Origin of the sequence: Simplicispira sp. 125 (assembly GCF_003096555.1) — a bacterium.
GTDB lineage: Bacteria > Pseudomonadota > Gammaproteobacteria > Burkholderiales > Burkholderiaceae_C > Simplicispira.
This window is the reverse complement of sequence record NZ_QEKM01000001.1, coordinates 3,509,173-3,527,776: the sequence shown is the minus strand read 5'-3', so window position 1 is coordinate 3,527,776 and position 18,604 is coordinate 3,509,173. Positions and strand designations below refer to the sequence as shown.

At 58.2% G+C, this 18,604-nt stretch carries 24 protein-coding genes and 5 tRNA genes; 7 read left to right on the top strand and 22 right to left on the bottom strand.

What is annotated here, in order from left to right; all coding sequences use genetic code 11:
• Positions 1–166 precede the first annotated feature (166 nt).
• The 12 genes from rplL to C8D04_RS16470 form a co-directional block, all read right to left on the bottom strand.
• Positions 167–541 (bottom strand): 50S ribosomal protein L7/L12, encoded by a 375-nt coding sequence (gene rplL / locus C8D04_RS16525; RefSeq protein ID WP_116005805.1) that lies wholly within the window; start codon positions 539–541, stop codon positions 167–169.
• Between the two features lie 40 nt (positions 542–581).
• On the bottom strand, positions 582–1,106 hold the full coding sequence (gene rplJ, locus C8D04_RS16520) for a 50S ribosomal protein L10 (protein ID WP_116005804.1): 525 nt from the start codon (positions 1,104–1,106) through the stop codon (positions 582–584).
• Positions 1,107–1,344: 238 nt separating this feature from the next.
• On the bottom strand, positions 1,345–2,040 hold the full coding sequence (gene rplA / locus C8D04_RS16515) for a 50S ribosomal protein L1 (protein WP_116005803.1): 696 nt from the start codon (positions 2,038–2,040) through the stop codon (positions 1,345–1,347).
• Positions 2,041–2,472: a 50S ribosomal protein L11 gene (gene rplK / locus C8D04_RS16510; RefSeq protein WP_116005802.1), complete on the bottom strand. Its 432-nt coding sequence runs from the start codon at positions 2,470–2,472 to the stop codon at positions 2,041–2,043.
• A gap of 119 nt (positions 2,473–2,591) precedes the next feature.
• A complete protein-coding gene (gene nusG, locus C8D04_RS16505) occupies positions 2,592–3,182 on the bottom strand; it encodes a transcription termination/antitermination protein NusG (RefSeq protein ID WP_116006244.1) in 591 nt (196 codons plus the stop codon).
• Positions 3,183–3,185: 3 nt separating this feature from the next.
• On the bottom strand, positions 3,186–3,569 hold the full coding sequence (secE, locus tag C8D04_RS16500; protein WP_116005801.1) for a preprotein translocase subunit SecE: 384 nt from the start codon (positions 3,567–3,569) through the stop codon (positions 3,186–3,188).
• An 88-nt stretch (positions 3,570–3,657) separates the two neighbouring features.
• A tRNA-Trp gene (locus C8D04_RS16495) sits at positions 3,658–3,733 on the bottom strand.
• Between the two features lie 8 nt (positions 3,734–3,741).
• On the bottom strand, positions 3,742–4,932 hold the full coding sequence (tuf, locus tag C8D04_RS16490) for an elongation factor Tu (RefSeq protein WP_116005767.1): 1,191 nt from the start codon (positions 4,930–4,932) through the stop codon (positions 3,742–3,744).
• A 76-nt stretch (positions 4,933–5,008) separates the two neighbouring features.
• Positions 5,009–5,083, bottom strand: a tRNA-Thr gene (locus C8D04_RS16485).
• A gap of 55 nt (positions 5,084–5,138) precedes the next feature.
• Positions 5,139–5,212, bottom strand: a tRNA-Gly gene (locus tag C8D04_RS16480).
• Positions 5,213–5,269: 57 nt separating this feature from the next.
• Positions 5,270–5,355, bottom strand: a tRNA-Tyr gene (locus C8D04_RS16475).
• Between the two features lie 109 nt (positions 5,356–5,464).
• A tRNA-Arg gene (locus tag C8D04_RS16470) sits at positions 5,465–5,540 on the bottom strand.
• A gap of 169 nt (positions 5,541–5,709) precedes the next feature.
• Between C8D04_RS16470 and C8D04_RS16465 the strand changes: the two genes are divergently transcribed.
• Complete coding sequence (locus C8D04_RS16465) at positions 5,710–6,225, top strand: c-type cytochrome (protein WP_116005800.1); 516 nt, start codon at positions 5,710–5,712, stop codon at positions 6,223–6,225.
• 111 nt (positions 6,226–6,336) lie between these two features.
• Here C8D04_RS16465 and C8D04_RS16460 read toward each other — a convergent pair whose 3' ends face one another.
• Positions 6,337–6,867 (bottom strand): DUF2946 family protein, encoded by a 531-nt coding sequence (locus C8D04_RS16460; RefSeq protein ID WP_116006243.1) that lies wholly within the window; start codon positions 6,865–6,867, stop codon positions 6,337–6,339.
• 85 nt (positions 6,868–6,952) lie between these two features.
• Between C8D04_RS16460 and C8D04_RS16455 the strand changes: the two genes are divergently transcribed.
• From C8D04_RS16455 to C8D04_RS16445, 3 genes are read left to right on the top strand one after another with little or no spacing between them, the layout of a single operon-like run.
• Complete coding sequence (locus tag C8D04_RS16455; protein WP_116005799.1) at positions 6,953–7,552, top strand: LemA family protein; 600 nt, start codon at positions 6,953–6,955, stop codon at positions 7,550–7,552.
• A gap of 14 nt (positions 7,553–7,566) precedes the next feature.
• Positions 7,567–8,466: a TPM domain-containing protein gene (locus tag C8D04_RS16450; protein WP_116005798.1), complete on the top strand. Its 900-nt coding sequence runs from the start codon at positions 7,567–7,569 to the stop codon at positions 8,464–8,466.
• Between the two features lie 2 nt (positions 8,467–8,468).
• Positions 8,469–9,008, top strand: coding sequence for a TPM domain-containing protein (locus tag C8D04_RS16445; protein ID WP_116005797.1), 540 nt, complete (start codon positions 8,469–8,471; stop codon positions 9,006–9,008).
• Positions 9,009–9,069: 61 nt separating this feature from the next.
• On the opposite strand, the gene C8D04_RS16440 is transcribed toward C8D04_RS16445, so the two are convergent.
• From C8D04_RS16440 to C8D04_RS16400, 9 genes are all read right to left on the bottom strand, one after another.
• Positions 9,070–9,489, bottom strand: coding sequence for a F0F1 ATP synthase subunit epsilon (locus C8D04_RS16440; protein WP_116005796.1), 420 nt, complete (start codon positions 9,487–9,489; stop codon positions 9,070–9,072).
• Between the two features lie 81 nt (positions 9,490–9,570).
• Positions 9,571–10,977 (bottom strand): F0F1 ATP synthase subunit beta, encoded by a 1,407-nt coding sequence (atpD, locus tag C8D04_RS16435; RefSeq protein WP_116005795.1) that lies wholly within the window; start codon positions 10,975–10,977, stop codon positions 9,571–9,573.
• Between the two features lie 43 nt (positions 10,978–11,020).
• Positions 11,021–11,893: a F0F1 ATP synthase subunit gamma gene (gene atpG / locus C8D04_RS16430; RefSeq protein ID WP_116005794.1), complete on the bottom strand. Its 873-nt coding sequence runs from the start codon at positions 11,891–11,893 to the stop codon at positions 11,021–11,023.
• Between the two features lie 40 nt (positions 11,894–11,933).
• On the bottom strand, positions 11,934–13,487 hold the full coding sequence (gene atpA, locus C8D04_RS16425; protein WP_116005793.1) for a F0F1 ATP synthase subunit alpha: 1,554 nt from the start codon (positions 13,485–13,487) through the stop codon (positions 11,934–11,936).
• A 42-nt stretch (positions 13,488–13,529) separates the two neighbouring features.
• The gene (locus C8D04_RS16420) at positions 13,530–14,072 is read right to left on the bottom strand and encodes a F0F1 ATP synthase subunit delta (protein WP_116005792.1); all 543 of its coding nucleotides are present in this window, start codon (positions 14,070–14,072) and stop codon (positions 13,530–13,532) included.
• A gap of 9 nt (positions 14,073–14,081) precedes the next feature.
• Positions 14,082–14,552, bottom strand: a complete 471-nt coding sequence (locus tag C8D04_RS16415; protein WP_116005791.1) for a F0F1 ATP synthase subunit B — start codon at positions 14,550–14,552, stop codon at positions 14,082–14,084.
• Positions 14,553–14,586: 34 nt separating this feature from the next.
• A complete protein-coding gene (atpE, locus tag C8D04_RS16410) occupies positions 14,587–14,856 on the bottom strand; it encodes a F0F1 ATP synthase subunit C (protein WP_005796706.1) in 270 nt (89 codons plus the stop codon).
• A gap of 46 nt (positions 14,857–14,902) precedes the next feature.
• Positions 14,903–15,781 (bottom strand): F0F1 ATP synthase subunit A, encoded by an 879-nt coding sequence (gene atpB, locus C8D04_RS16405; RefSeq protein ID WP_116005790.1) that lies wholly within the window; start codon positions 15,779–15,781, stop codon positions 14,903–14,905.
• A 19-nt stretch (positions 15,782–15,800) separates the two neighbouring features.
• Positions 15,801–16,274 (bottom strand): ATP synthase subunit I, encoded by a 474-nt coding sequence (locus C8D04_RS16400; RefSeq protein WP_116005789.1) that lies wholly within the window; start codon positions 16,272–16,274, stop codon positions 15,801–15,803.
• Between the two features lie 291 nt (positions 16,275–16,565).
• Between C8D04_RS16400 and C8D04_RS16395 the strand changes: the two genes are divergently transcribed.
• Genes C8D04_RS16395 through lipA form a run of 3 tightly spaced genes read left to right on the top strand, consistent with a single transcriptional unit; the run spans position 16,566 to position 18,567 of the window.
• Entirely contained in the window at positions 16,566–16,883 is a 318-nt protein-coding gene (locus tag C8D04_RS16395) for a DUF493 family protein (RefSeq protein ID WP_116005788.1), read from the top strand.
• 9 nt (positions 16,884–16,892) lie between these two features.
• Positions 16,893–17,573, top strand: coding sequence for a lipoyl(octanoyl) transferase LipB (gene lipB, locus C8D04_RS16390; RefSeq protein WP_116005787.1), 681 nt, complete (start codon positions 16,893–16,895; stop codon positions 17,571–17,573).
• 13 nt (positions 17,574–17,586) lie between these two features.
• A complete protein-coding gene (lipA, locus tag C8D04_RS16385; protein ID WP_116005786.1) occupies positions 17,587–18,567 on the top strand; it encodes a lipoyl synthase in 981 nt (326 codons plus the stop codon).
• The last annotated feature ends 37 nt before the right edge of the window (positions 18,568–18,604 follow it).

Genomic DNA, 18,604 nt, shown 5'->3' with positions numbered 1-18,604 from the left:
GCATCTTCTGCTGTCGGATTCGTCAGAAGACACTTGAAAAACAGCTTGGTTTGCCCATCGGCCGACAGCCTCCGGGAACCCGGCCAAACCGGTTTTCAGGTGTACTCTGGAAGCGGCAAAGGCTGGAGGCCCTTCGAAGAACCTCCAGCCCTTGAGCCAGTCCGAATTACTTGAGTTCGGCCTTGGCGCCGGCTTCCACCAGCTTCTTGACAGCTGCTTCGGCGTCAGCCTTGGCAATGCCTTCCTTGACATTCTTGGGAGCGCCGTCCACCAGATCCTTGGCTTCCTTGAGGCCCAGGCCGGTGATTTCGCGCACAGCCTTGATGACCGAAACCTTGGCGGCGCCAGCGTCGAGCAGCACCACGTTGAATTCCGTCTGCTCTTCAGCAGCAGCAGCAGCGCCGCCGCCGCCAGCAGCAGGAGCAGCCATGGCTGCAGCGCTCACGCCAAATTTCTCTTCAATGGCCTTCACCAGGTCATTGAGTTCCAGAACCGTCATGCTGTCCAGAGCGGTCAAAAATGCGTCTTTATCGAATGCCATTTTTATTTCCTAACAATTTTGTTGGTTATCTGACGGGCAATCAAGCCGCGACAGGTTCGGCGGCCGTTTCGGCTGCGCCTCCGCCTTTTTTGGCCGCCAGCGCGCCCAGCACAACGGCCGTACGCGACATGGGGGACATAAGCAAGCCACAAATCTGAGCCAACAGAACTTCCTTGGAAGGAATGTTAGCCAGCTGCTTAACGCCGTTGACGTCCAGGGCTTTACCACCGAAAGCGCCACCGCGAATCACCAATTTATCGTTGGTTTTCGCGAAATCGGCCACCACCTTCGCGGCGGCCACAGCGTCTTCGGAGAAGCCGTAGATCAGCGGACCGGTCATCTGGTCTGCCACCACGTCAAATGCGCTGCCAGCGACAGCACGGCGAGCCAGGGTGTTCTTCAGAACACTCAGGGTCACGCCCTTGCTGCGAGCATCAACACGCAGTTTGGTCATGTCGGCGACCGTGATGCCACGGTACTCCGCGATCACAAGCGTTTGAGCTTTAGCGGCGAGGCTGGTCACTTCACTGATGACCGCTTCTTTCTCACTGCGATTAAGACTCAAGGTCTACTCCTTAAAATGCACCTTCGAGGCATAGCCCCTCTAGCGCGCTCTTTGTTGCAGCGACCAACTGTTTCGGAACGGATTCCATTTCAGCGGGATCGCCATCTGCGTTGGCTCGAAAAGATTTAAGCGCAATCTACTCACACACCAACGGTCTTGGATGGCCTGCGGCCGCCTGAACGGCAGCAGCCCACCACATCAAGCCACCCATCAGAAGCGGCCTGAAGATTCTTTGCAGTTATGCCGAGATGGTCTGTGCGTCTACGCGCACACCCAGGCCCATCGTGGACGAAACTGCCACCTTGCGCAAATACAGACCCTTGCTCGTTGCAGGCTTGGATTTGTTCAGGGCTTCGATCAGCGCGGCAAGGTTGCCTTGCAACTTATCGTTGTCGAACGAACGGCGGCCAATGGTGCTGTGCACGATGCCGGCCTTGTCGACGCGGTACTGCACCTGACCTGCCTTGGCATTCTTCACGGCCGTAGCCACGTCAGGCGTCACGGTGCCAACCTTGGGGTTAGGCATCAATCCGCGCGGGCCAAGGATCTGACCCAAGGTCCCCACGACGCGCATGGCATCGGGTGCGGCAATCACGATATCGAAAGGCATGTCTCCGGCCTTGACCATAGCGGCCAGATCATCCATTCCAACGATGTCTGCACCAGCAGCCTTGGCTTCTTCCGCCTTGGCGCCTTGCGCAAAAACAGCAACACGCATGGTTTTGCCAGTGCCGTGCGGCAACACGACAGCGCCACGCACAACCTGATCCGACTTCTTGGCATCCACGCCGAGCTGCACTGCGACATCGATCGATTCGTCGAATTTAGCGGTTGCGGCTTCCTTCACCAGAGCCAAAGCTTCGGCGAGCGGATACAGCTTGGTGGACTCCACCTTGCCTTGCAAGGCTTTTTGTTTCTTGGTCAACTTGGCCATTTACACGCCCTCCACCGATACACCCATCGAACGGGCAGAGCCGGCAATGGTACGAACTGCTGCGTCGAGATCGGCAGCGTTCATGTCTTTCATCTTGGTCTTTGCGATCTCTTCGAGCTGAGCGCGCGTGATCTTGCCCACCTTGGCCTTCAAGGCGTTGGCCGAGCCCTTGTCGAGCTTGATGGCCTTCTTGATCAGCACCGTTGCGGGTGGCGTCTTGATGATGAAGGTGAAGCTTTTGTCGGCAAAAGCCGTAATGACCACCGGCAGCGGCAGACCGGGCTCGACACCTTGGGTCTGCGCATTGAATGCCTTGCAGAACTCCATGATATTAAGACCGCGCTGACCCAACGCTGGGCCAATCGGTGGTGAGGGGTTGGCCTTACCAGCTGGAACTTGCAGCTTGATAAAACCGACGATTTTTTTCGCCATAGCTTTCTCCTTACGGGTAGTAACGCCTAGACTGCATTTGCAAGACAGGGCTCCCCGAGGGTTAACGACTCACTAACTTCCTTCGCACCGAGTCGAAAAGTGCGACATATTTCGTTCGCTCAGGTTTTTTCGATCTGACTGAACTCAAGCTCTACCGGGGTGGAGCGCCCAAAAATCATGACGGACACCCGCACACGACTCTTCTCGTAGTTGACGTCTTCCACCGAACCATTGAAATCTGTAAACGGACCTTCTTTGACGCGCACCATCTCACCCACCATGAATTCGACCTTGTGCCGAGGCTTGTCGGTGCCTTCCTGCATTTGGCTGACAATCTTCTGCACCTCTTCTTCCGAGATGGGAGCAGGCCTATTCTTGGCACCACCCACAAAGCCTGTCACCTTGTTGGTGTGCTTCACCAGGTGCCAGGTGTCATCGTCCATGATCATTTCGACAAAAACATAGCCAGGAAAAAGACGTCGCTCGGTCGTCTTGCGCTGGCCATTTTTCATCTCGACCACCTCTTCGGTGGGCACCAGGATTCGACCAAACTTGTCTTGCATACCCGAACGGGTGATGCGCTCGACAATATTGCGCTCTACGGCCTTCTCCATACCTGAGTAGGCGTGGACGATATACCAGCGCAATTCAGGATTGGCAGAAGCCGTGCCTGCGAGGATGGTTGCACCACCCGTATCGACATCAGCCATCATTTACTTCCTCCAACCCAAGATCAGGTCATAGAACACCCACTCAAGGGTTTTGTCGGTAAGCCAAAGAAACAAAGCCATGACAACTACGAAGGCAAAAACATACAGTGTCATCTGCGTGGTTTCCTTGCGCGTAGGCCAAACGACCTTCTTGACTTCACGCCATGCATCACGCCCAAATGCCAGCAGACGCTGGCCCGGATCCGACATCACAAACACGCTGGCAGCAACAGCCAAGCCAAGCAGCAAAACACCCCACTGCACGTAAGGACCTTGCTTGGCAAGCAAATAAAACCCGACTACGGAACCAATAACCAGCGCGACCACCGCGGCTAGCTTGGCCTTGTCTGCGCCAGTACTGACTGTTTCAACCTGTGTAGTCGCCATTTTGAGCTGTTTCCTGCTTCATTTTTTTTGACGCCACTAAGACGCCGAAGCCCGCCAGGGTCTGGCGGGCTTTTTTACCACTTGCAAGTGGCAGGGGCAGTAGGAATCGAACCTACAACCTTCGGTTTTGGAGACCGACGCTCTGCCAATTGAGCTATACCCCTAAATTGCTTCAAGCAATGATCTTGGCCACGACACCCGCGCCCACGGTACGGCCGCCTTCGCGGATAGCGAAGCGCAGGCCTTCTTCCATGGCGATGGGGTTGATCAGCTTGACGGTGATCGACACGTTATCGCCAGGCATGACCATTTCCTTGCCTTCAGGCAACTCGATCGCACCGGTCACGTCCGTCGTGCGGAAGTAGAACTGGGGACGGTAGTTGTTGAAGAAAGGCGTGTGACGGCCGCCTTCGTCCTTGGACAGCACATACACCTCTGCGGTGAAGTGCGTGTGGGGCTTGATCGAGCCGGGCTTGCACAGCACTTGGCCGCGCTCGACGTCTTCACGCTTGGTGCCGCGCAGCAGCAGGCCGACGTTGTCGCCCGCCTGGCCTTGATCGAGCAGCTTCCTGAACATTTCCACGCCAGTGCAGGTGGTCTTGACGGTGTCTTTGATGCCGACGATTTCGATTTCTTCGCCGACCTTGATGATGCCGCGCTCGATACGTCCGGTCACGACGGTGCCGCGGCCAGAGATGGAGAACACGTCTTCCACGGGCATCAGGAAGGCACCGTCCACAGCGCGCTCAGGCGTGGGGATGTAGTTGTCCAGCGCTTCGGCCAGCTTCATGATGGCTTCTTCGCCGAGCTTGCCCTTGTCGCCTTCCAGGGCGAGCTTGGCGGAACCGCGAATGATCGGGGTGTCGTCGCCAGGGAAATCGTATTTGTCGAGGAGCTCGCGCACTTCCATTTCGACGAGCTCAAGGAGTTCTTCGTCGTCCACCATGTCGCACTTGTTCAGGAACACGATGATGTAGGGCACGCCCACCTGGCGGGCCAGCAGGATGTGCTCGCGGGTCTGGGGCATGGGGCCGTCAGCGGCCGAGCACACAAGAATAGCGCCGTCCATCTGGGCAGCGCCGGTGATCATGTTCTTCACATAGTCAGCGTGACCAGGGCAGTCGACGTGGGCGTAGTGGCGGCCAGCCGTTTCATACTCGACGTGCGAGGTGTTGATCGTGATGCCGCGCGCTTTTTCTTCGGGCGCGTTGTCAATCTGCGAATAGTCTTTGGCTTCGCCGCCGAACTTAGCCGACAGCACGGTCGCAATCGCTGCCGTCAGCGTGGTCTTGCCGTGGTCAACGTGACCGATGGTGCCCACGTTGACGTGAGGCTTGGTGCGCTCGAATTTTCCTTTTGCCATTTTCCCGACTCCGAAAAAAATCTATAACCACAAACAGGATCTCGGCGCAATCTCAAGCAGACGCACCTGAAATTTTTGGTGCCCATGGCGGGAATCGGACCCGCGACCTCTCCCTTACCAAGGGAGTGCTCTGCCACTGAGCCACATGGGCAATCTCACAACCCGCTTGCGCGAGCCACTTCTTACTAAAACCAACCAGCAAATCGTGGAGCGGGAGACGGGAATCGAACCCGCGTCATTAGCTTGGAAGGCTAGGGTTCTACCATTGAACTACTCCCGCACTAACTCTGCCAGCCAGAGTCCTTGGGCAGTTCCTGCCTTACGATTTGCTTTTATCTGGTGGAGGAGGCTGGATTCGAACCAGCGTAGGCGTAAGCCAACAGATTTACAGTCTGCCCCCTTTAGCCACTCGGGCACTCCTCCGGACAATCTCGAATTATATACCAAAAAATCGCCGTCAAACAAGCCACTTGCTTTGCGGAGATTTTTGCGATCGAAAACTTCGATCCTGCAATGACACAATCACTCCATTTGGTGCGGCTGGCGGGGATCGAACCCACGACCCTTGGCTTCGGAGGCCAATACTCTATCCACTGAGCTACAGCCGCATTTCAACCCGTCACCCGCCCGGACGCTTGCGCACCCCGTCAGGAAAAAGTTGTCCAGCCTGCAATTATCGCATGCTCCAGGGCTACCAGGATCGATCGGCGTTCGCACGACCTTTTTTCTGGACTCTATAATCTCTGATCTATATCAAGTCACTTCCGCCAAGATCCCATGAGCACGAACCACCCAGAAGAAGCCCACACAGGCCCCATCAAGAACCCTAAACAGTTGTTGGCTGCGGTTCTCTATGCGTTTGTGATCCCGGTGTTCGTCATCATCGGGCTTGTGATGTTCATTACATCGGGCAACAAGCCTGCTTCGGGCGCAGCGAATCCTGAACGCGCCATCTCCGAGCGCATCCAAAAGGTAGGGTCGGTAGAGATCCGTGACGCCAACCGCCCTCTCAAAACAGGAGAAGAGGTGTACACCGCCCAGTGCGCAGCCTGCCACGCCACAGGTGCAGCTGGTGCGCCCAAAGCTGGTGATGTAGCAGCATGGGCCCCCCGTATTGCTACAGGTTTTGATACTTTGGTGCACTCGGCCATCAAGGGTAAAAACGCCATGTCCGCGCAAGGTGGAGGCAACTTTACCGACATCGAAATTGCACGCGCTGTGGCTTACCTGACGCACCAGGCAGGTGGGAAGTTTGAGGAACCTGCGGCTCCGGCAGCGCCTGCCAGCAATTGAGTCTTCTGCTCGGTTTGCGGCGGAGACCGAGCACTGCCAACGCCCGGACGCAAGAGCGTATTAATCGCGCTGCGGACGGCGCGAGTGCATCACAGCCAACCGCAGGGCAACTCAACTGTGCAATTGCATGAGTGCAGGACTGCAGACATAGCCGTATCGGGTCGGCAACTCTCTGCACTGGACCCCAATGGGGTTCCACAATCCGTTGCCAATGCCTTCGGCCACCTGCAAGACGTCCTGGCTATGAACCAGCCCCAGGCCTAGCTCGGTCGCAAAATAGACCCGCCCCTCTTCGTCTGTTAGGCAGGCCTGCGCTTCGGTAGCTTGCCCGGTGTGTGACTGCAAACTTCCATCGGGTTGAACACGCCAGATCCATGGCGTGCTTTCCAGTTCGACATAAACGCGCTGAGGGCCGTTCTGGAAATACCATCGCCCACTATCGTCGCCTTCATAGTTGCGCTGGATGAAGTCGATAAGCCTTTCGTGCTGCAGCAATGAGCCACGACTTTGCGGAAACGGCCCGATGGCTTGGGCGGCATCGTCGCGCAAGTACCATTGTCCACGGGCATCCAGGCCCAGCCAGCCATAACAGTCGGGCACATTAGGCCATTTGGCCAAAGCCTGCTTCACAATGTCATCCATGATTCCATTGTGCACCGACAAATCAGCAAAGACGTGCATGCGGCAGAATCACTGGCAGTCTGCTTTTCCGAACGGGATCATTACTATGAAGCGTTTATTTCTCATCCTCTCAATCTTGGCCGCATCGCTGCTCACCGGCTGTGGCTACAACGATTTCCAGCGTCTTGACGAGCAATCGAAGGCCGCCTGGAGTGAAGTCCTCAGCCAATACCAGCGGCGCGCAGACCTCGTGCCCAACATTGTCGCCACGGTGAAGGGTGAGGCGAGTTTTGAACAGGACACTCTGACGAAGGTGATCGAGGCCCGCGCCAAAGCCACCTCGATTCAGGTGACCCCTGCCACGTTGAATGACCCCCAGGCCTTCGCGAAGTTTCAACAAGCACAGGGAGAGCTGTCGGGGGCACTTTCGCGGCTGATGGTAGTGGCAGAGCGCTATCCCACACTCCAGGCCAACCAAGGCTTCCGCGATTTGCGCGTGACGCTGGAAGGCACAGAAAACCGCATTGCTGTAGCCCGCAACCGCTACATTCAGTCGGTGCAGGAGTACAACGTTCTGGTCCGCAGCTTCCCTAGCAACCTCACCGCAATGGTGTTCAGCTATGCAGCGAAGCCTGGCTTCACGGTGCAGAACGAGGCTCAAATCTCGACACCTCCCACAATTGATTTTTCAGCTCCTAAGCCGTAATTTTTGCTGTTTTTTTGATTGCAACGCTTATGTGGCGAGCGCTAGTAGCTATATTTTTCGCAGCACTTTCGCTCTATGCGTTGGCTGCAGGCGAATTACTGCCCGTGCCCGCATTGACAGCCCATGTGCTTGACCAGACCGGCACTCTGGACGCCAGCCAACGTCAGGCGCTGGAGCAGCAGTTGACCGCACTGGAGCAATCCACGGGCTCGCAAGTCGTTGTGCTGATGGTGGCAACAACTGCGCCCGAAGACATCGCCAGCTATGCCAACCGCATCGCCAACGTGTGGAAAGTGGGCCGCCGCACGGTCGGCGATGGTGTACTGGTTGTGGTCGCAAAGAATGATCACAAGATGCGTCTGGAGGTCGCAAAGACACTGGAAGGAGCAATTCCCGACATTGCTGCGGCGCGCATCATCGACTCCACAATGAAGCCACGCTTTCGCGAAAATGACTTTGCCGGAGGCTTGCAGGCGGCGGTAGCGCAGATTGAAACGCTGATCTCTGGCGAAGCACTCCCTGCCCCGTCCGCTATGTCACCAGCCTCCCAAGACGTTAGTGGAGCCTTCCATTGGGGTGGGTTGGCCATTTTTTTGTTTTTGGGAGTCACTTTAGGAGGCCCACTGGCTCGTGCGCTATTGGGTAACGTACTGGGCTCTATAGCAGCCGGCGGACTGACCGCAGCCATTGCATACATTGCGACGACCAGTGCAGTGCTTTCGGCGTTGGCTGGCCTTGCAGCGTTGATCTTCACGCTTGCGTCGGCATCGGCCCGATCCGCCTCTACGCACGGGCGCGGCGGAAGTTGGGGCAGCAGCAGTGGTGGTTGGCGTAGTGGTTCTTCCGATGGAGGCGGCTTTAGTTCGGGCGGTGGTGGTGATTTTGGGGGGGGCGGTGCCTCTGGCGACTGGTGAAAATGACAATTGACTCCTTCTCTTTCTTGAGCGCAGTTGCACGCCTCTTTCGGCACCGCTGGCACGACCAGCGTGTTCGGCACTCCCTGACAGATGCCGCATTGCAGCGCTTGACGAAACAAGTTGCTACGAGCGAAGAACGGCACAGCGGGCAAATCCGTATCTGCGTCGAAGGCGGTCTGCCATGGGGCTATCTGCGCAGCCATGCGCCTTGCCGTGAACGAGCGCTGGCGATGTTCAGCAAACTGCACGTCTGGGATACAGAACACAACAATGGGGTACTGATCTATTTGTTGCTGGCAGATCGCTCGATCGAGATCGTGGCCGATCGTGGGCTGCGCGCATACATCCTCAATTCCGAGTGGCAGCAGATGGTCACCCGCATGGCATCAGCCTTCCGCTCAGGACAGTTCGAGCAAGGTTTGGCGCTTGCCGTGGAGGAGGTGACGACCCTGCTCAGCGCGTACTTTCCAGTACATGCTGATGGTGAACGTGCCAATGAGTTGCCTGATGAGCCCTATATCGCAGAGGGCAAGCGCTAACCAGTATCCATAAAAAAACCCGGCAGAGCCGGGTTTTTGGGGGTATCCAGCCAACGCTGGCTTACCTTTTCTGGCGATATTTGCGTAGCGCCGCAATTTGAGCCGCCATGATGGCCAGTTCAGACTGCGCACGGGCGAGATCGAGCTCACCTTTGGCGTTTTTGACTGCTTCTTCAGCTGCCGCCTTGGCCGAATTGGCTTTCTCATCGTCCAGGTCCTTGCCGCGGACTGCGGTGTCCGACAGAACGGTCACGCAGTCGGGCTGAACTTCGAGAATACCGCCAGCGACAAACACGAACTCTTCGGTGCCATCGGCCATTTCGATACGCACCGAACCCGGTTTAATGCGGGTAATCAGTGGTGTGTGGCGTGGGTAAACGCCCAGTTCACCCGCTTCGCCGGGCAGGGCAACGAAACGCGCCTCACCCGAGAAGATGGACTCCTCGGCACTCACAACGTCGACATGTATGGTGTTGGCCATCTGAATTCCTTTGGAAATCTGCAAAAAGCAATAGCGTGGAGGCGGTGGTCAATCCGGCATAAATGCCCCACCGAGCCGCCTTTACGCCATCTTCTTGGCCTTCTCGATAGCTTCGTCGATGGTACCCACCATGTAGAACGCTTGCTCTGGCAGGTGATCGCACTCACCGTTCACGATCATCTTGAAACCACGGATGGTTTCCGACAGCGGAACGTACTTGCCTGGGGAGCCCGTGAACACTTCCGCCACGTGGAAAGGCTGCGACAGGAAACGCTGGATCTTGCGCGCGCGGGCCACGGCCAGCTTGTCTTCAGGCGCCAGTTCGTCCATGCCCAGAATGGCGATGATGTCGCGAAGTTCCTTGTAGCGCTGCAGCGTACCTTGCACCGCACGGGCCGTGGCGTAGTGGTCTTCGCCCACCACGTTCGGGTCCAGCTGGCGGCTGGTGGAGTCCAGAGGGTCCACGGCAGGGTAAATACCCAGCGAAGCGATGTCACGCGACAGCACCACGGTGGAATCCAAGTGGGCAAAGGTCGTGGCAGGCGAGGGGTCGGTCAAGTCATCGGCAGGCACGTAAACGGCCTGGATGGAAGTGATCGAGCCGACCTTGGTCGACGTAATACGCTCTTGCAGACGGCCCATTTCTTCGGCCAGCGTAGGCTGATAACCCACGGCGGAAGGCATACGGCCCAGCAGAGCAGACACTTCGGTACCAGCCAGTGTGTAGCGGTAGATGTTGTCCACGAAGAACAGCACGTCGCGGCCTTCGTCACGGAAGGATTCCGCGATGGTCAGACCGGTCAAGGCCACGCGCAGACGGTTGCCTGGGGGCTCGTTCATCTGGCCGTACACCATGGCAACCTTGGACTCTTCGAGCTTCTCCAGGTTCACCACGCCGGAATCGGCCATCTCGTGATAGAAGTCATTGCCTTCACGGGTACGCTCACCCACACCAGCGAACACCGACAGACCAGAGTGGGCCTTGGCGATGTTGTTGATGAGTTCCATCATGTTCACGGTCTTGCCCACACCGGCGCCACCGAACAGACCCACCTTGCCGCCCTTGGCGAACGGGCACACCAGGTCGATCACCTTGATGCCGGTTTCCAGCAGCTCTTGCGATGGCGACAGTTCGTCGTACGCAGGGGCCTTGCGGTGGATGGATGCCGTCAGATCCTGGCTCACGGGACCACGTTCGTCGATGGGCGCGCCCAGCACGTCCATGATGCGACCCAGCGTCGCCTTGCCCACAGGCACGGTGATGGGGTTGCCGGTATTGGTCACCATGATGCCGCGGCGCAGGCCGTCGGACGAACCCAGCGCAATAGTACGCACCACGCCATCGCCCAGCTGCTGCTGAACTTCCAGCGTCAGTGCGGAGCCATCGAGCTTCAGCGCGTCATAGATCTTCGGCATCTGGTCGCGCGGAAACTCCACGTCCACCACGGCGCCGATACATTGAACAATTTTTCCTTGGGCTTGAGCCATTTTTTGCTCCAATTAGTTTGATTCTTGCAGTGGCGACTGGTGATCAGCCGCTGATGGCCGCAGCCCCGGACACGATTTCCGACAATTCCTTGGTGATCGCTGCCTGGCGGGTCTTGTTGTAGACCAGCTTCAACTCACCAATCACATTGCCGGCGTTGTCGGTGGCGGCCTTCATGGCCACCATCCGTGCAGAGTGTTCGGATGCCATGTTTTCGGCCACGGCCTGATAGACCAGCGACTCGACGTAGCGCACCAAAAGCTCATCGATCACGCTTTGTGCATCGGGCTCATAGATGTAGTCCCAGCTGTGCTGCCCGGCATCGGCCTTGATGGCCTCTGACTTGAGGGGCAACAATTGCTCGACCACGGGCTCCTGCTTCACCGTGTTGATGAACTTGGTGTACGACAGGTACACCGCGTTGATCCGGCCTTCGGCGTAGGCATCCAGCAGCACCTTGACCGGCCCAATGAGCTTGTCGAGATGGGGACGATCGCCCAGCTGCGTCACATGCGAAACCACTTTGGCACCGACACGGTTCAAAAAACCCAGGCCCTTGTTACCAATGGCCACAGCCTCCATCGCCATGCCCTGGTCTTGCAGTTCACGGAGTTTGGTGGTGACGCTGCGCAGCACGTTGGTGTTCAAGCCACCGCACAGCCCCTTGTCGGTCGTGACCACGATGAGTCCAGCCGTCTTGGAGTCGTTCAACTTCATGAACGGGTGTACGTACTCAGGGTTGGCCTGTCCGAGATGGGCTGCAATATTGCGGATCTTGTCGCTATAAGGCCGGGCCGCACGCATGCGTTCCTGCGCCTTGCGCATCTTGGACACGGAAACCATCTCCATGGCCTTCGTGATCTTCTTCGTATTCTCGAAGCTCTTGATCTGGCCGCGTATTTCCTTGCCTGTTGCCATAGTTGATTCCTTGTGTCGTCAGAGCCGGTCGTTCAAGTCGTCAGGCGAAGGACTTCTTGAAAGCGGTGATGGCGTTGGTCAACTCGGCTTCGGCATCCTTGTCCAGCGCCTTGCTCTGTTCGATCTTGTCGAGCAGCGCAGCGTGGCTGGTCTTGAGGAACTGGTGCAGACCGTGTTCGAAAGACAAAACCTTCTTCACTTCGAGGTCGTCCAGGAAACCCTTATTGACGGCAAACAGCGTCGCACCCATCAAAGAGATGGACAACGGGCTGTACTGGGCCTGCTTGAGCAGCTCGGTCACACGGGCACCGCGGTCCAACTGCTTGCGGGTGGCTTCGTCCAGATCGGAGGCGAACTGCGCAAACGCGGCCAACTCACGGTACTGGGCCAGGTCGGTACGGATACCGCCGGACTGGCCCTTGATGATCTTGGTCTGCGCAGCAGAACCCACACGCGACACCGAGATACCGGCGTTGATGGCGGGACGGATACCAGCGTTGAACAGGCTGGTTTCCAGAAAGATCTGGCCGTCGGTGATCGAGATCACGTTCGTTGGCACGAAAGCAGACACGTCGCCCGCTTGCGTTTCGATGATGGGCAGAGCCGTCAGCGAACCCGTCTTGCCCTTGACTTCACCCTTGGTGAAAGCTTCAACGTAGTCGGCGTTCACACGGGCTGCGCGCTCGAGCAGGCGGCTGTGGAGATAGAACACGTCGCCGGGATAGGCTTCACGGCCTGGTGGACGGCGCAGCAGCAGCGAGACCTGGCGGTAGGCCACGGCCTGCTTGGACAGGTCGTCATACACAATCAGGGCATCTTCACCGCGATCGCGGAAATACTCGCCCATGGTGCAGCCGGAATAGGCCGAGACGTACTGCATGGCAGCCGACTCGGAGGCCGAAGCCGCCACAACGATGGTGTAGTCCATGGCGCCGGCTTGCTCCAATGCGCGCACTACGTTCTTGATCGACGAAGCCTTCTGACCGATGGCAACGTAAATACAGGTCACGCCCTGGCCCTTCTGGGCGATGATGGCGTCGATGGCCACTGCCGTCTTGCCGGTCTGGCGGTCACCAATGATCAGTTCGCGCTGGCCACGGCCAATCGGCACCATGGAGTCGATGGACTTCAGGCCGGTTTGCAGCGGCTGGTCCACGGACTTGCGTGCGATCACGCCGGGAGCGACCTTTTCGATCACGTCCGTCATCTTGGCGTTGATCGGACCTTTGCCGTCGATCGGCTGACCCAGGGCATTCACCACGCGGCCGATGAGCTCGGGGCCCACAGGCACTTCCAGAATGCGACCCGTACACTTGACGGTATTGCCTTCAGAGATGTGCTCGTACTCGCCCAGAATCACGGCGCCGACGGAGTCGCGCTCCAGATTCAGTGCCAGACCGTACGACGGAACACCATCCGCCGTAGCGGGGAATTCCAGCATTTCGCCCTGCATCACGTCGGACAGGCCATGAACGCGCACGATACCGTCAGACACGGACACCACGGTGCCCTGGTTACGGATGTCGCTGCTGGCTGCCAGACCCTCGATACGGCTCTTGATCAGTTCAGAAATTTCTGCGGGATTGAGTTGCATGACTCTTTCCTTCTTTCTTTGTTTAGCCGAGACCTCAAGTGCTTACGCAATGAGGGCCGCTTTCATTTGTTCCAGACGGGCCTTGACCGAAGTGTCGAGCACCTCATCGCCGACCACCACGCGAATGCCCCCGATCAGCGACTCATCGAGCCGTGCGGAGAGATTGAGCTTGCGGCCGAAGCGCTTTTCCAGCGCAACAGACACTTCCGACAAGGCTGCGGCGTCCATGGTGAACGCGCTGTACACGATGGCATCCGAAGACCCATTGCGACGGTTGACGAGCTCGCGGAATTGCGCCGCCACTTCAGGCAGCGCATTCAAACGACCGTTGTCGATGACCGCGCGCAGGAAGTTCTTGGCAGCATCGGGCAGTGCGGAGCGCACCACGCCAGCGATGACATCGAACACCTGCTCGTCCGTCACTTTGGGACTTTCGGCCAGTTGGCGGATTTGCGGATGGGCGGCAATGGCCGCCATTTCGTCCAACCAGACAGCGGTGCTGCCCAAATCGGTACTCGCATTTGCAGTACAGGCTTTGAACAGTGCGTCCGCGTAAGGACGGGCGATAGTGGCGAGTTCGGCCATGTCGTCCCCTTACAGCTCGGTTTTCAGACGGTTGAGCAGATCGGCATGAACACCAGCATTGACTTCCTTGCGGAGAATCTGCTCGGCGCCCTTGACGGCCAGCGCAGCCACTTGCTCACGCAGTGCTTCGCGGGCTTGCACAGCCTGTTGCTCGGCTTCGGCACGTGCGGCGGCAACAATCTTGTTGCCCTCCTCGGTCGCCTTGCCTTTGGCTTCTTCGATGATGGCCTGTGCACGGCGGTCGGCATCAGCCAGACGGGTCGTCGTCTCGTTGCGCGCTTGCGACAACTCCTTCTCAACACGCTGGTTGGCAGCGCTGAGTTCGGATTTGGCACGGTCGGCGGCGGCGAGGCCATCGGCGATTTTCTGGGCTCGCTCATCCAGCGCCTTCGCGATCGGGGGCCACACGAATTTCATCGTGAACCACACCAAGATCAGGAAAACGATGGCCTGAACGAACAGGGTCGCGTTGATACTCACGGCAACACCTTTCTAAAGTGGCGTCGAACGGGAATTACTTGGGCAGGTTGGCCAGCAAGGTCGAAGCGAAGGGGTTGGCGAATGCGAACAGCAGAGCGATAGCAACACCGATCAGGAAAGCAGCGTCGATCAGACCAGCCAAGATGAACATCTTGGTTTGCAGTTCGTTGATCAATTCAGGCTGACGAGCCGACGATTCGAGGAACTTGCCACCCATCAGAGCGATACCGATCGAAGCGCCGATAGCGCCCAGACCAACGATCAGACCACAAGCCAGAGCGACGAGACCGAGAATGTTTTCCATGATGACTCCTGATTAAAAAAAGTTGAAAAAGAAAAAAGGGAAATGGTCAGTGGGCTTCATGCGCCTGGCCGAGGTAAATCAGCGTCAGCATCATGAAAATGAAGGCTTGCAGGGTGATGATCAAAATATGAAAGATCGCCCAGATCGAGCCCGCAATGATGTGCCCCAGAGGGAGCAACACACCAGAGAGCGACATGGCAGCCGCACCACCCATCAGGGCAATCAGCATGAACACCAACTCACCAGCGTACATGTTGCCAAACAGTCGCATGCCATGCGACACCGTCTTGGCAACGTATTCGATAACCTGCATGAGCAGGTTGACCACACCCAGGATCAGGGCAAAGACAGGATTCTTGCTGGTGCCGAACGGTGCGGTCACCAATTCGTGCGCCCAGCCGCCCATGCCCTTGATTTTGATGCTGTAGTAGAAGCACAAAACCAGCACGGCAGATGACAGGCCCAGCGTGGTGGAGAGATCGGCTGTTGGCACAATACGCAGATAGGCATGGCTGGCATCATGGCCAGCAGCGCCGTAGATTTGCGCCCAAATGACGGGCAACAGATCCACTGGCAACATATCCATCGCATTCATCAGGAAAATCCAGACAAACACCGTGAGCGCCAGCGGCGCAATGAACTTGCGGCTTTCCGCGCTGTGGATGTTGGCTTTGGCTTGGTTGTCGACCATTTCCACCATCATTTCGACGGCGCCCTGGAAGCGGCCAGGAACTCCGGACGTTGCCTTGCGGGCAGCGAGCCAAAAGATGAACACCCCCACAAGACCCATCAACACGCTCACGATGACGGAGTCGTAGTTGATCACCGACATGTCGATGATGGATTCCTGCTTGATGTTCTGAAGATGCTGCAGGTGGTGAACGATGTATTCACTTGCAGTCGGAGCGTGCGCTTCTGCGGCCATCGGACAACTCTTCTCTATATCAATCGGTTTTTCGGACACCAGGCCGCACCATGAGTGCGATCCAGTACGTTTTCATTGTGACCACCATACCTACCAGCAACGCCAACCAGCTCAGTTGCGGCACCAGCCTGGGCGCAGCCACCAGCATGGCAACCGTCAATGCAATCTTGACCATCTCCCAGCCAAAAAAACCCACCATGGCCGAGCCCGCCGAAGCCGCCCGCTTCTGGCGGGACATGCCGCGCGCAAAAAGCGCTGCAGGCACTACCACCGCCAGGGCTCCGTAACCTGCAGACCAGGCCACCGGGGCTTCACCGGACAGCGCCCAGGCCAACAAGGCCACAAGCACCCCCGCCACCGCCTGCATTCCCACCAGGCGCCATACCGACACTGCCGGATTGCGCTTGCGCCACTCATGGGCCTCTTGGGCCGTCAGGGGCTTGAAGTCGGAATCTTCGGCCTCAGCTTCCGTCTCGGGAGCGATTTTTGTCATCGTTCGAGCTCCGCGTTACTGGCTGAAACTTTTTACAAAGCCCCTGATTATAAGTAAAAACCCGCGCAATTCTGCAATGCTTTTGAATTGAGCGGCAGAACCGCGTTTCGGCCCTGCCCGACGTTGTGCATCGCCAACGGCTTTTTGCCCGTCCAATGCAGGCAGTCAGGGGATGTGCCCACGCTGCTCCATGGCACTATTCCCCACTCGGTGAGCGCCCGGATTTTATAAGAAAATGCCCTGTAGCGCTCTATAGACAAGCGCAACAAGCTACACATTTAAGAGCACTTTATGGCCACCACCCCCGACCCGTTGAACCACAGCGCCTCCACTTCGGAAGCCGATCCCCGCAAGGACTCGCTGATCGAATACCCCTCTTTGTTCCCCATCAAGGTAATGGGCGCCAAGGTCGATGGCTTTGTGGCCGCAATGGTTGCTGTGGCGCGGGAGTTTGACCCCGGGTTTGACGAAACCCGCCTGGAACTGCGCGAAAGCCGTGCCGGGAACTACCTGAGCGCGACGCTCACCATCACGGCCACCAGCCGCGCACAACTGGACGGCCTGTACCGCGCCCTCTCCGGTCACCCGTTGGTCAAAATCGCGCTCTGAAGGCTCGCCATGCAGTTGCGCACCCTGGGCACTACACCTTACCTGCCCACGTATGAGGACATGCAGGCCTTTACGTCCCGGCGCATGCCCGGCACACCCGATGAAATCTGGCTGTGCGAGCACCCCCCGGTGTTCACGCTGGGCCTCAATGGCCAAAGCAGCCACTTGCTGCTCCCTGGCGCCATCCCGGTCGTAGCCACCAACCGGGGCGGACAGGTGACCTACCATGGTCCCGGCCAAGTGGTGGCCTACCCTTTGATCGATCTGCAACGCGCGGGCTACTTCGTCAAAGAGTACGTTTACCGCATCGAAGAAGCCGTGATCCGCACCCTGGCGCACTTCGGCATCACCGGCCACCGCGTGGCCTCGGCGCCCGGTATTTATGTGCGACTGGACGACCCGCGCAGCCACGCCCAGATTGCGCAGCGCCCCCACAAGGGCGCAAGCGGCATGCCCGACTTCTCTGGCCTGGGCAAAATCGCCGCGTTGGGCTTGAAAGTCAGCCGCCATTGCACTTACCACGGCGTTGCACTGAACGTGGCCATGGACCTCGAACCCTTCACCCGCATCAACCCTTGTGGCTACGCAGGTTTGCGCACCGTCGATCTTTCTACAATCGGGGTCCACACCACTTGGGAGGAGGCCGCGGACGTGCTGGGCAAACAGCTCTGCATCCGGCTCGCGCCCTGACCCGCCACCAGCCATGAGCACCTCTGACGTCGTACGCGAAGCGCAATCCACCGCTGACTACAACCCGCTGGCCAAGCAAAAAGCCGCCGCCAAACTCTCGCGCATCCCCATCAAGGTCGAGCAGGGCGAAATCCTGAAAAAGCCCGAGTGGATCCGCGTCAAGGCCGGCTCGCCGACCACGCGCTTCTACGAGATCAAGCAGATCCTGCGCGAGAGCAATCTCAACACCGTCTGCGAGGAAGCCTCCTGCCCGAACATCGGTGAATGCTTCGGCCACGGCACGGCCACCTTCATGATCATGGGCGACAAGTGCACGCGCCGCTGCCCCTTCTGCGATGTGGGCCACGGCCGCCCCGACCCGCTGGACCAGGAAGAACCCCTGAACCTGGCGCGCACCATCGCCAAGCTGCGCCTGAAATACGTCGTCATCACCAGCGTGGACCGCGACGACCTGCGCGACGGTGGTGCGGGGCATTTCGTCGAGTGCATTCGCCAGATTCGCTCGCTCTCACCCAGCACGCAGATCGAAATTCTCACGCCGGACTTCCGCGGTCGCGACGACCGCGCGCTGGAGATTCTCAAAGCGGCGCCGCCCGATGTGATGAACCACAACCTGGAGACTGCGCCGCGCCTGTACAAGGAAGCGCGCCCGGGTTCCGACTACCTTTTCTCCCTGAACCTGCTCAAGAAGTTCAAGGAACTGCACCCCGACATTCCCACCAAGAGCGGGATCATGGTCGGCCTGGGCGAAACGGACGAAGAAATTTTGCAAGTGATGCGCGACATGCGCGCGCACGGCGTCTCCATGCTGACCATTGGCCAGTACCTGGCGCCCAGCAACAGCCACCTGCCGGTGCGCCGCTACGTGCACCCCGACACCTTCAAGGTGTTTGAAGAAGAAGCCTACAAAATGGGCTTCTCTCACGCGGCGGTGGGCGCCATGGTACGTTCGAGCTACCACGCAGACCAGCAGGCCAAGTCCGCCGGGGTATAGAGGCCCGCAGTGGTGCCGCAGCAGCTGTTGCACCGAG

What these genes read in the sequence shown, in the direction of transcription:
- rplL (WP_116005805.1), bottom strand. Translation starts at nt 541, where the DNA reads ATGGCATTCGATAAAGACGCATTTTTGACCGCTCTGGACAGCATGACG.
- rplA (WP_116005803.1), bottom strand. Translation starts at nt 2,040, where the DNA reads ATGGCCAAGTTGACCAAGAAACAAAAAGCCTTGCAAGGCAAGGTGGAG.
- rplK (WP_116005802.1), bottom strand. Translation starts at nt 2,472, where the DNA reads ATGGCGAAAAAAATCGTCGGTTTTATCAAGCTGCAAGTTCCAGCTGGT.
- nusG (WP_116006244.1), bottom strand. Translation starts at nt 3,182, where the DNA reads ATGGCTGATGTCGATACGGGTGGTGCAACCATCCTCGCAGGCACGGCT.
- secE (WP_116005801.1), bottom strand. Translation starts at nt 3,569, where the DNA reads ATGGCGACTACACAGGTTGAAACAGTCAGTACTGGCGCAGACAAGGCC.
- tuf (WP_116005767.1), bottom strand. Translation starts at nt 4,932, where the DNA reads ATGGCAAAAGGAAAATTCGAGCGCACCAAGCCTCACGTCAACGTGGGC.
- C8D04_RS16465 (WP_116005800.1), top strand. Translation starts at nt 5,710, where the DNA reads ATGAGCACGAACCACCCAGAAGAAGCCCACACAGGCCCCATCAAGAAC.
- C8D04_RS16460 (WP_116006243.1), bottom strand. Translation starts at nt 6,867, where the DNA reads ATGGATGACATTGTGAAGCAGGCTTTGGCCAAATGGCCTAATGTGCCC.
- C8D04_RS16455 (WP_116005799.1), top strand. Translation starts at nt 6,953, where the DNA reads ATGAAGCGTTTATTTCTCATCCTCTCAATCTTGGCCGCATCGCTGCTC.
- C8D04_RS16445 (WP_116005797.1), top strand. Translation starts at nt 8,469, where the DNA reads ATGACAATTGACTCCTTCTCTTTCTTGAGCGCAGTTGCACGCCTCTTT.
- C8D04_RS16440 (WP_116005796.1), bottom strand. Translation starts at nt 9,489, where the DNA reads ATGGCCAACACCATACATGTCGACGTTGTGAGTGCCGAGGAGTCCATC.
- atpD (WP_116005795.1), bottom strand. Translation starts at nt 10,977, where the DNA reads ATGGCTCAAGCCCAAGGAAAAATTGTTCAATGTATCGGCGCCGTGGTG.
- atpG (WP_116005794.1), bottom strand. Translation starts at nt 11,893, where the DNA reads ATGGCAACAGGCAAGGAAATACGCGGCCAGATCAAGAGCTTCGAGAAT.
- atpA (WP_116005793.1), bottom strand. Translation starts at nt 13,487, where the DNA reads ATGCAACTCAATCCCGCAGAAATTTCTGAACTGATCAAGAGCCGTATC.
- C8D04_RS16420 (WP_116005792.1), bottom strand. Translation starts at nt 14,072, where the DNA reads ATGGCCGAACTCGCCACTATCGCCCGTCCTTACGCGGACGCACTGTTC.
- atpE (WP_005796706.1), bottom strand. Translation starts at nt 14,856, where the DNA reads ATGGAAAACATTCTCGGTCTCGTCGCTCTGGCTTGTGGTCTGATCGTT.
- atpB (WP_116005790.1), bottom strand. Translation starts at nt 15,781, where the DNA reads ATGGCCGCAGAAGCGCACGCTCCGACTGCAAGTGAATACATCGTTCAC.
- C8D04_RS16400 (WP_116005789.1), bottom strand. Translation starts at nt 16,274, where the DNA reads ATGACAAAAATCGCTCCCGAGACGGAAGCTGAGGCCGAAGATTCCGAC.
- C8D04_RS16395 (WP_116005788.1), top strand. Translation starts at nt 16,566, where the DNA reads ATGGCCACCACCCCCGACCCGTTGAACCACAGCGCCTCCACTTCGGAA.
- lipB (WP_116005787.1), top strand. Translation starts at nt 16,893, where the DNA reads ATGCAGTTGCGCACCCTGGGCACTACACCTTACCTGCCCACGTATGAG.
- lipA (WP_116005786.1), top strand. Translation starts at nt 17,587, where the DNA reads ATGAGCACCTCTGACGTCGTACGCGAAGCGCAATCCACCGCTGACTAC.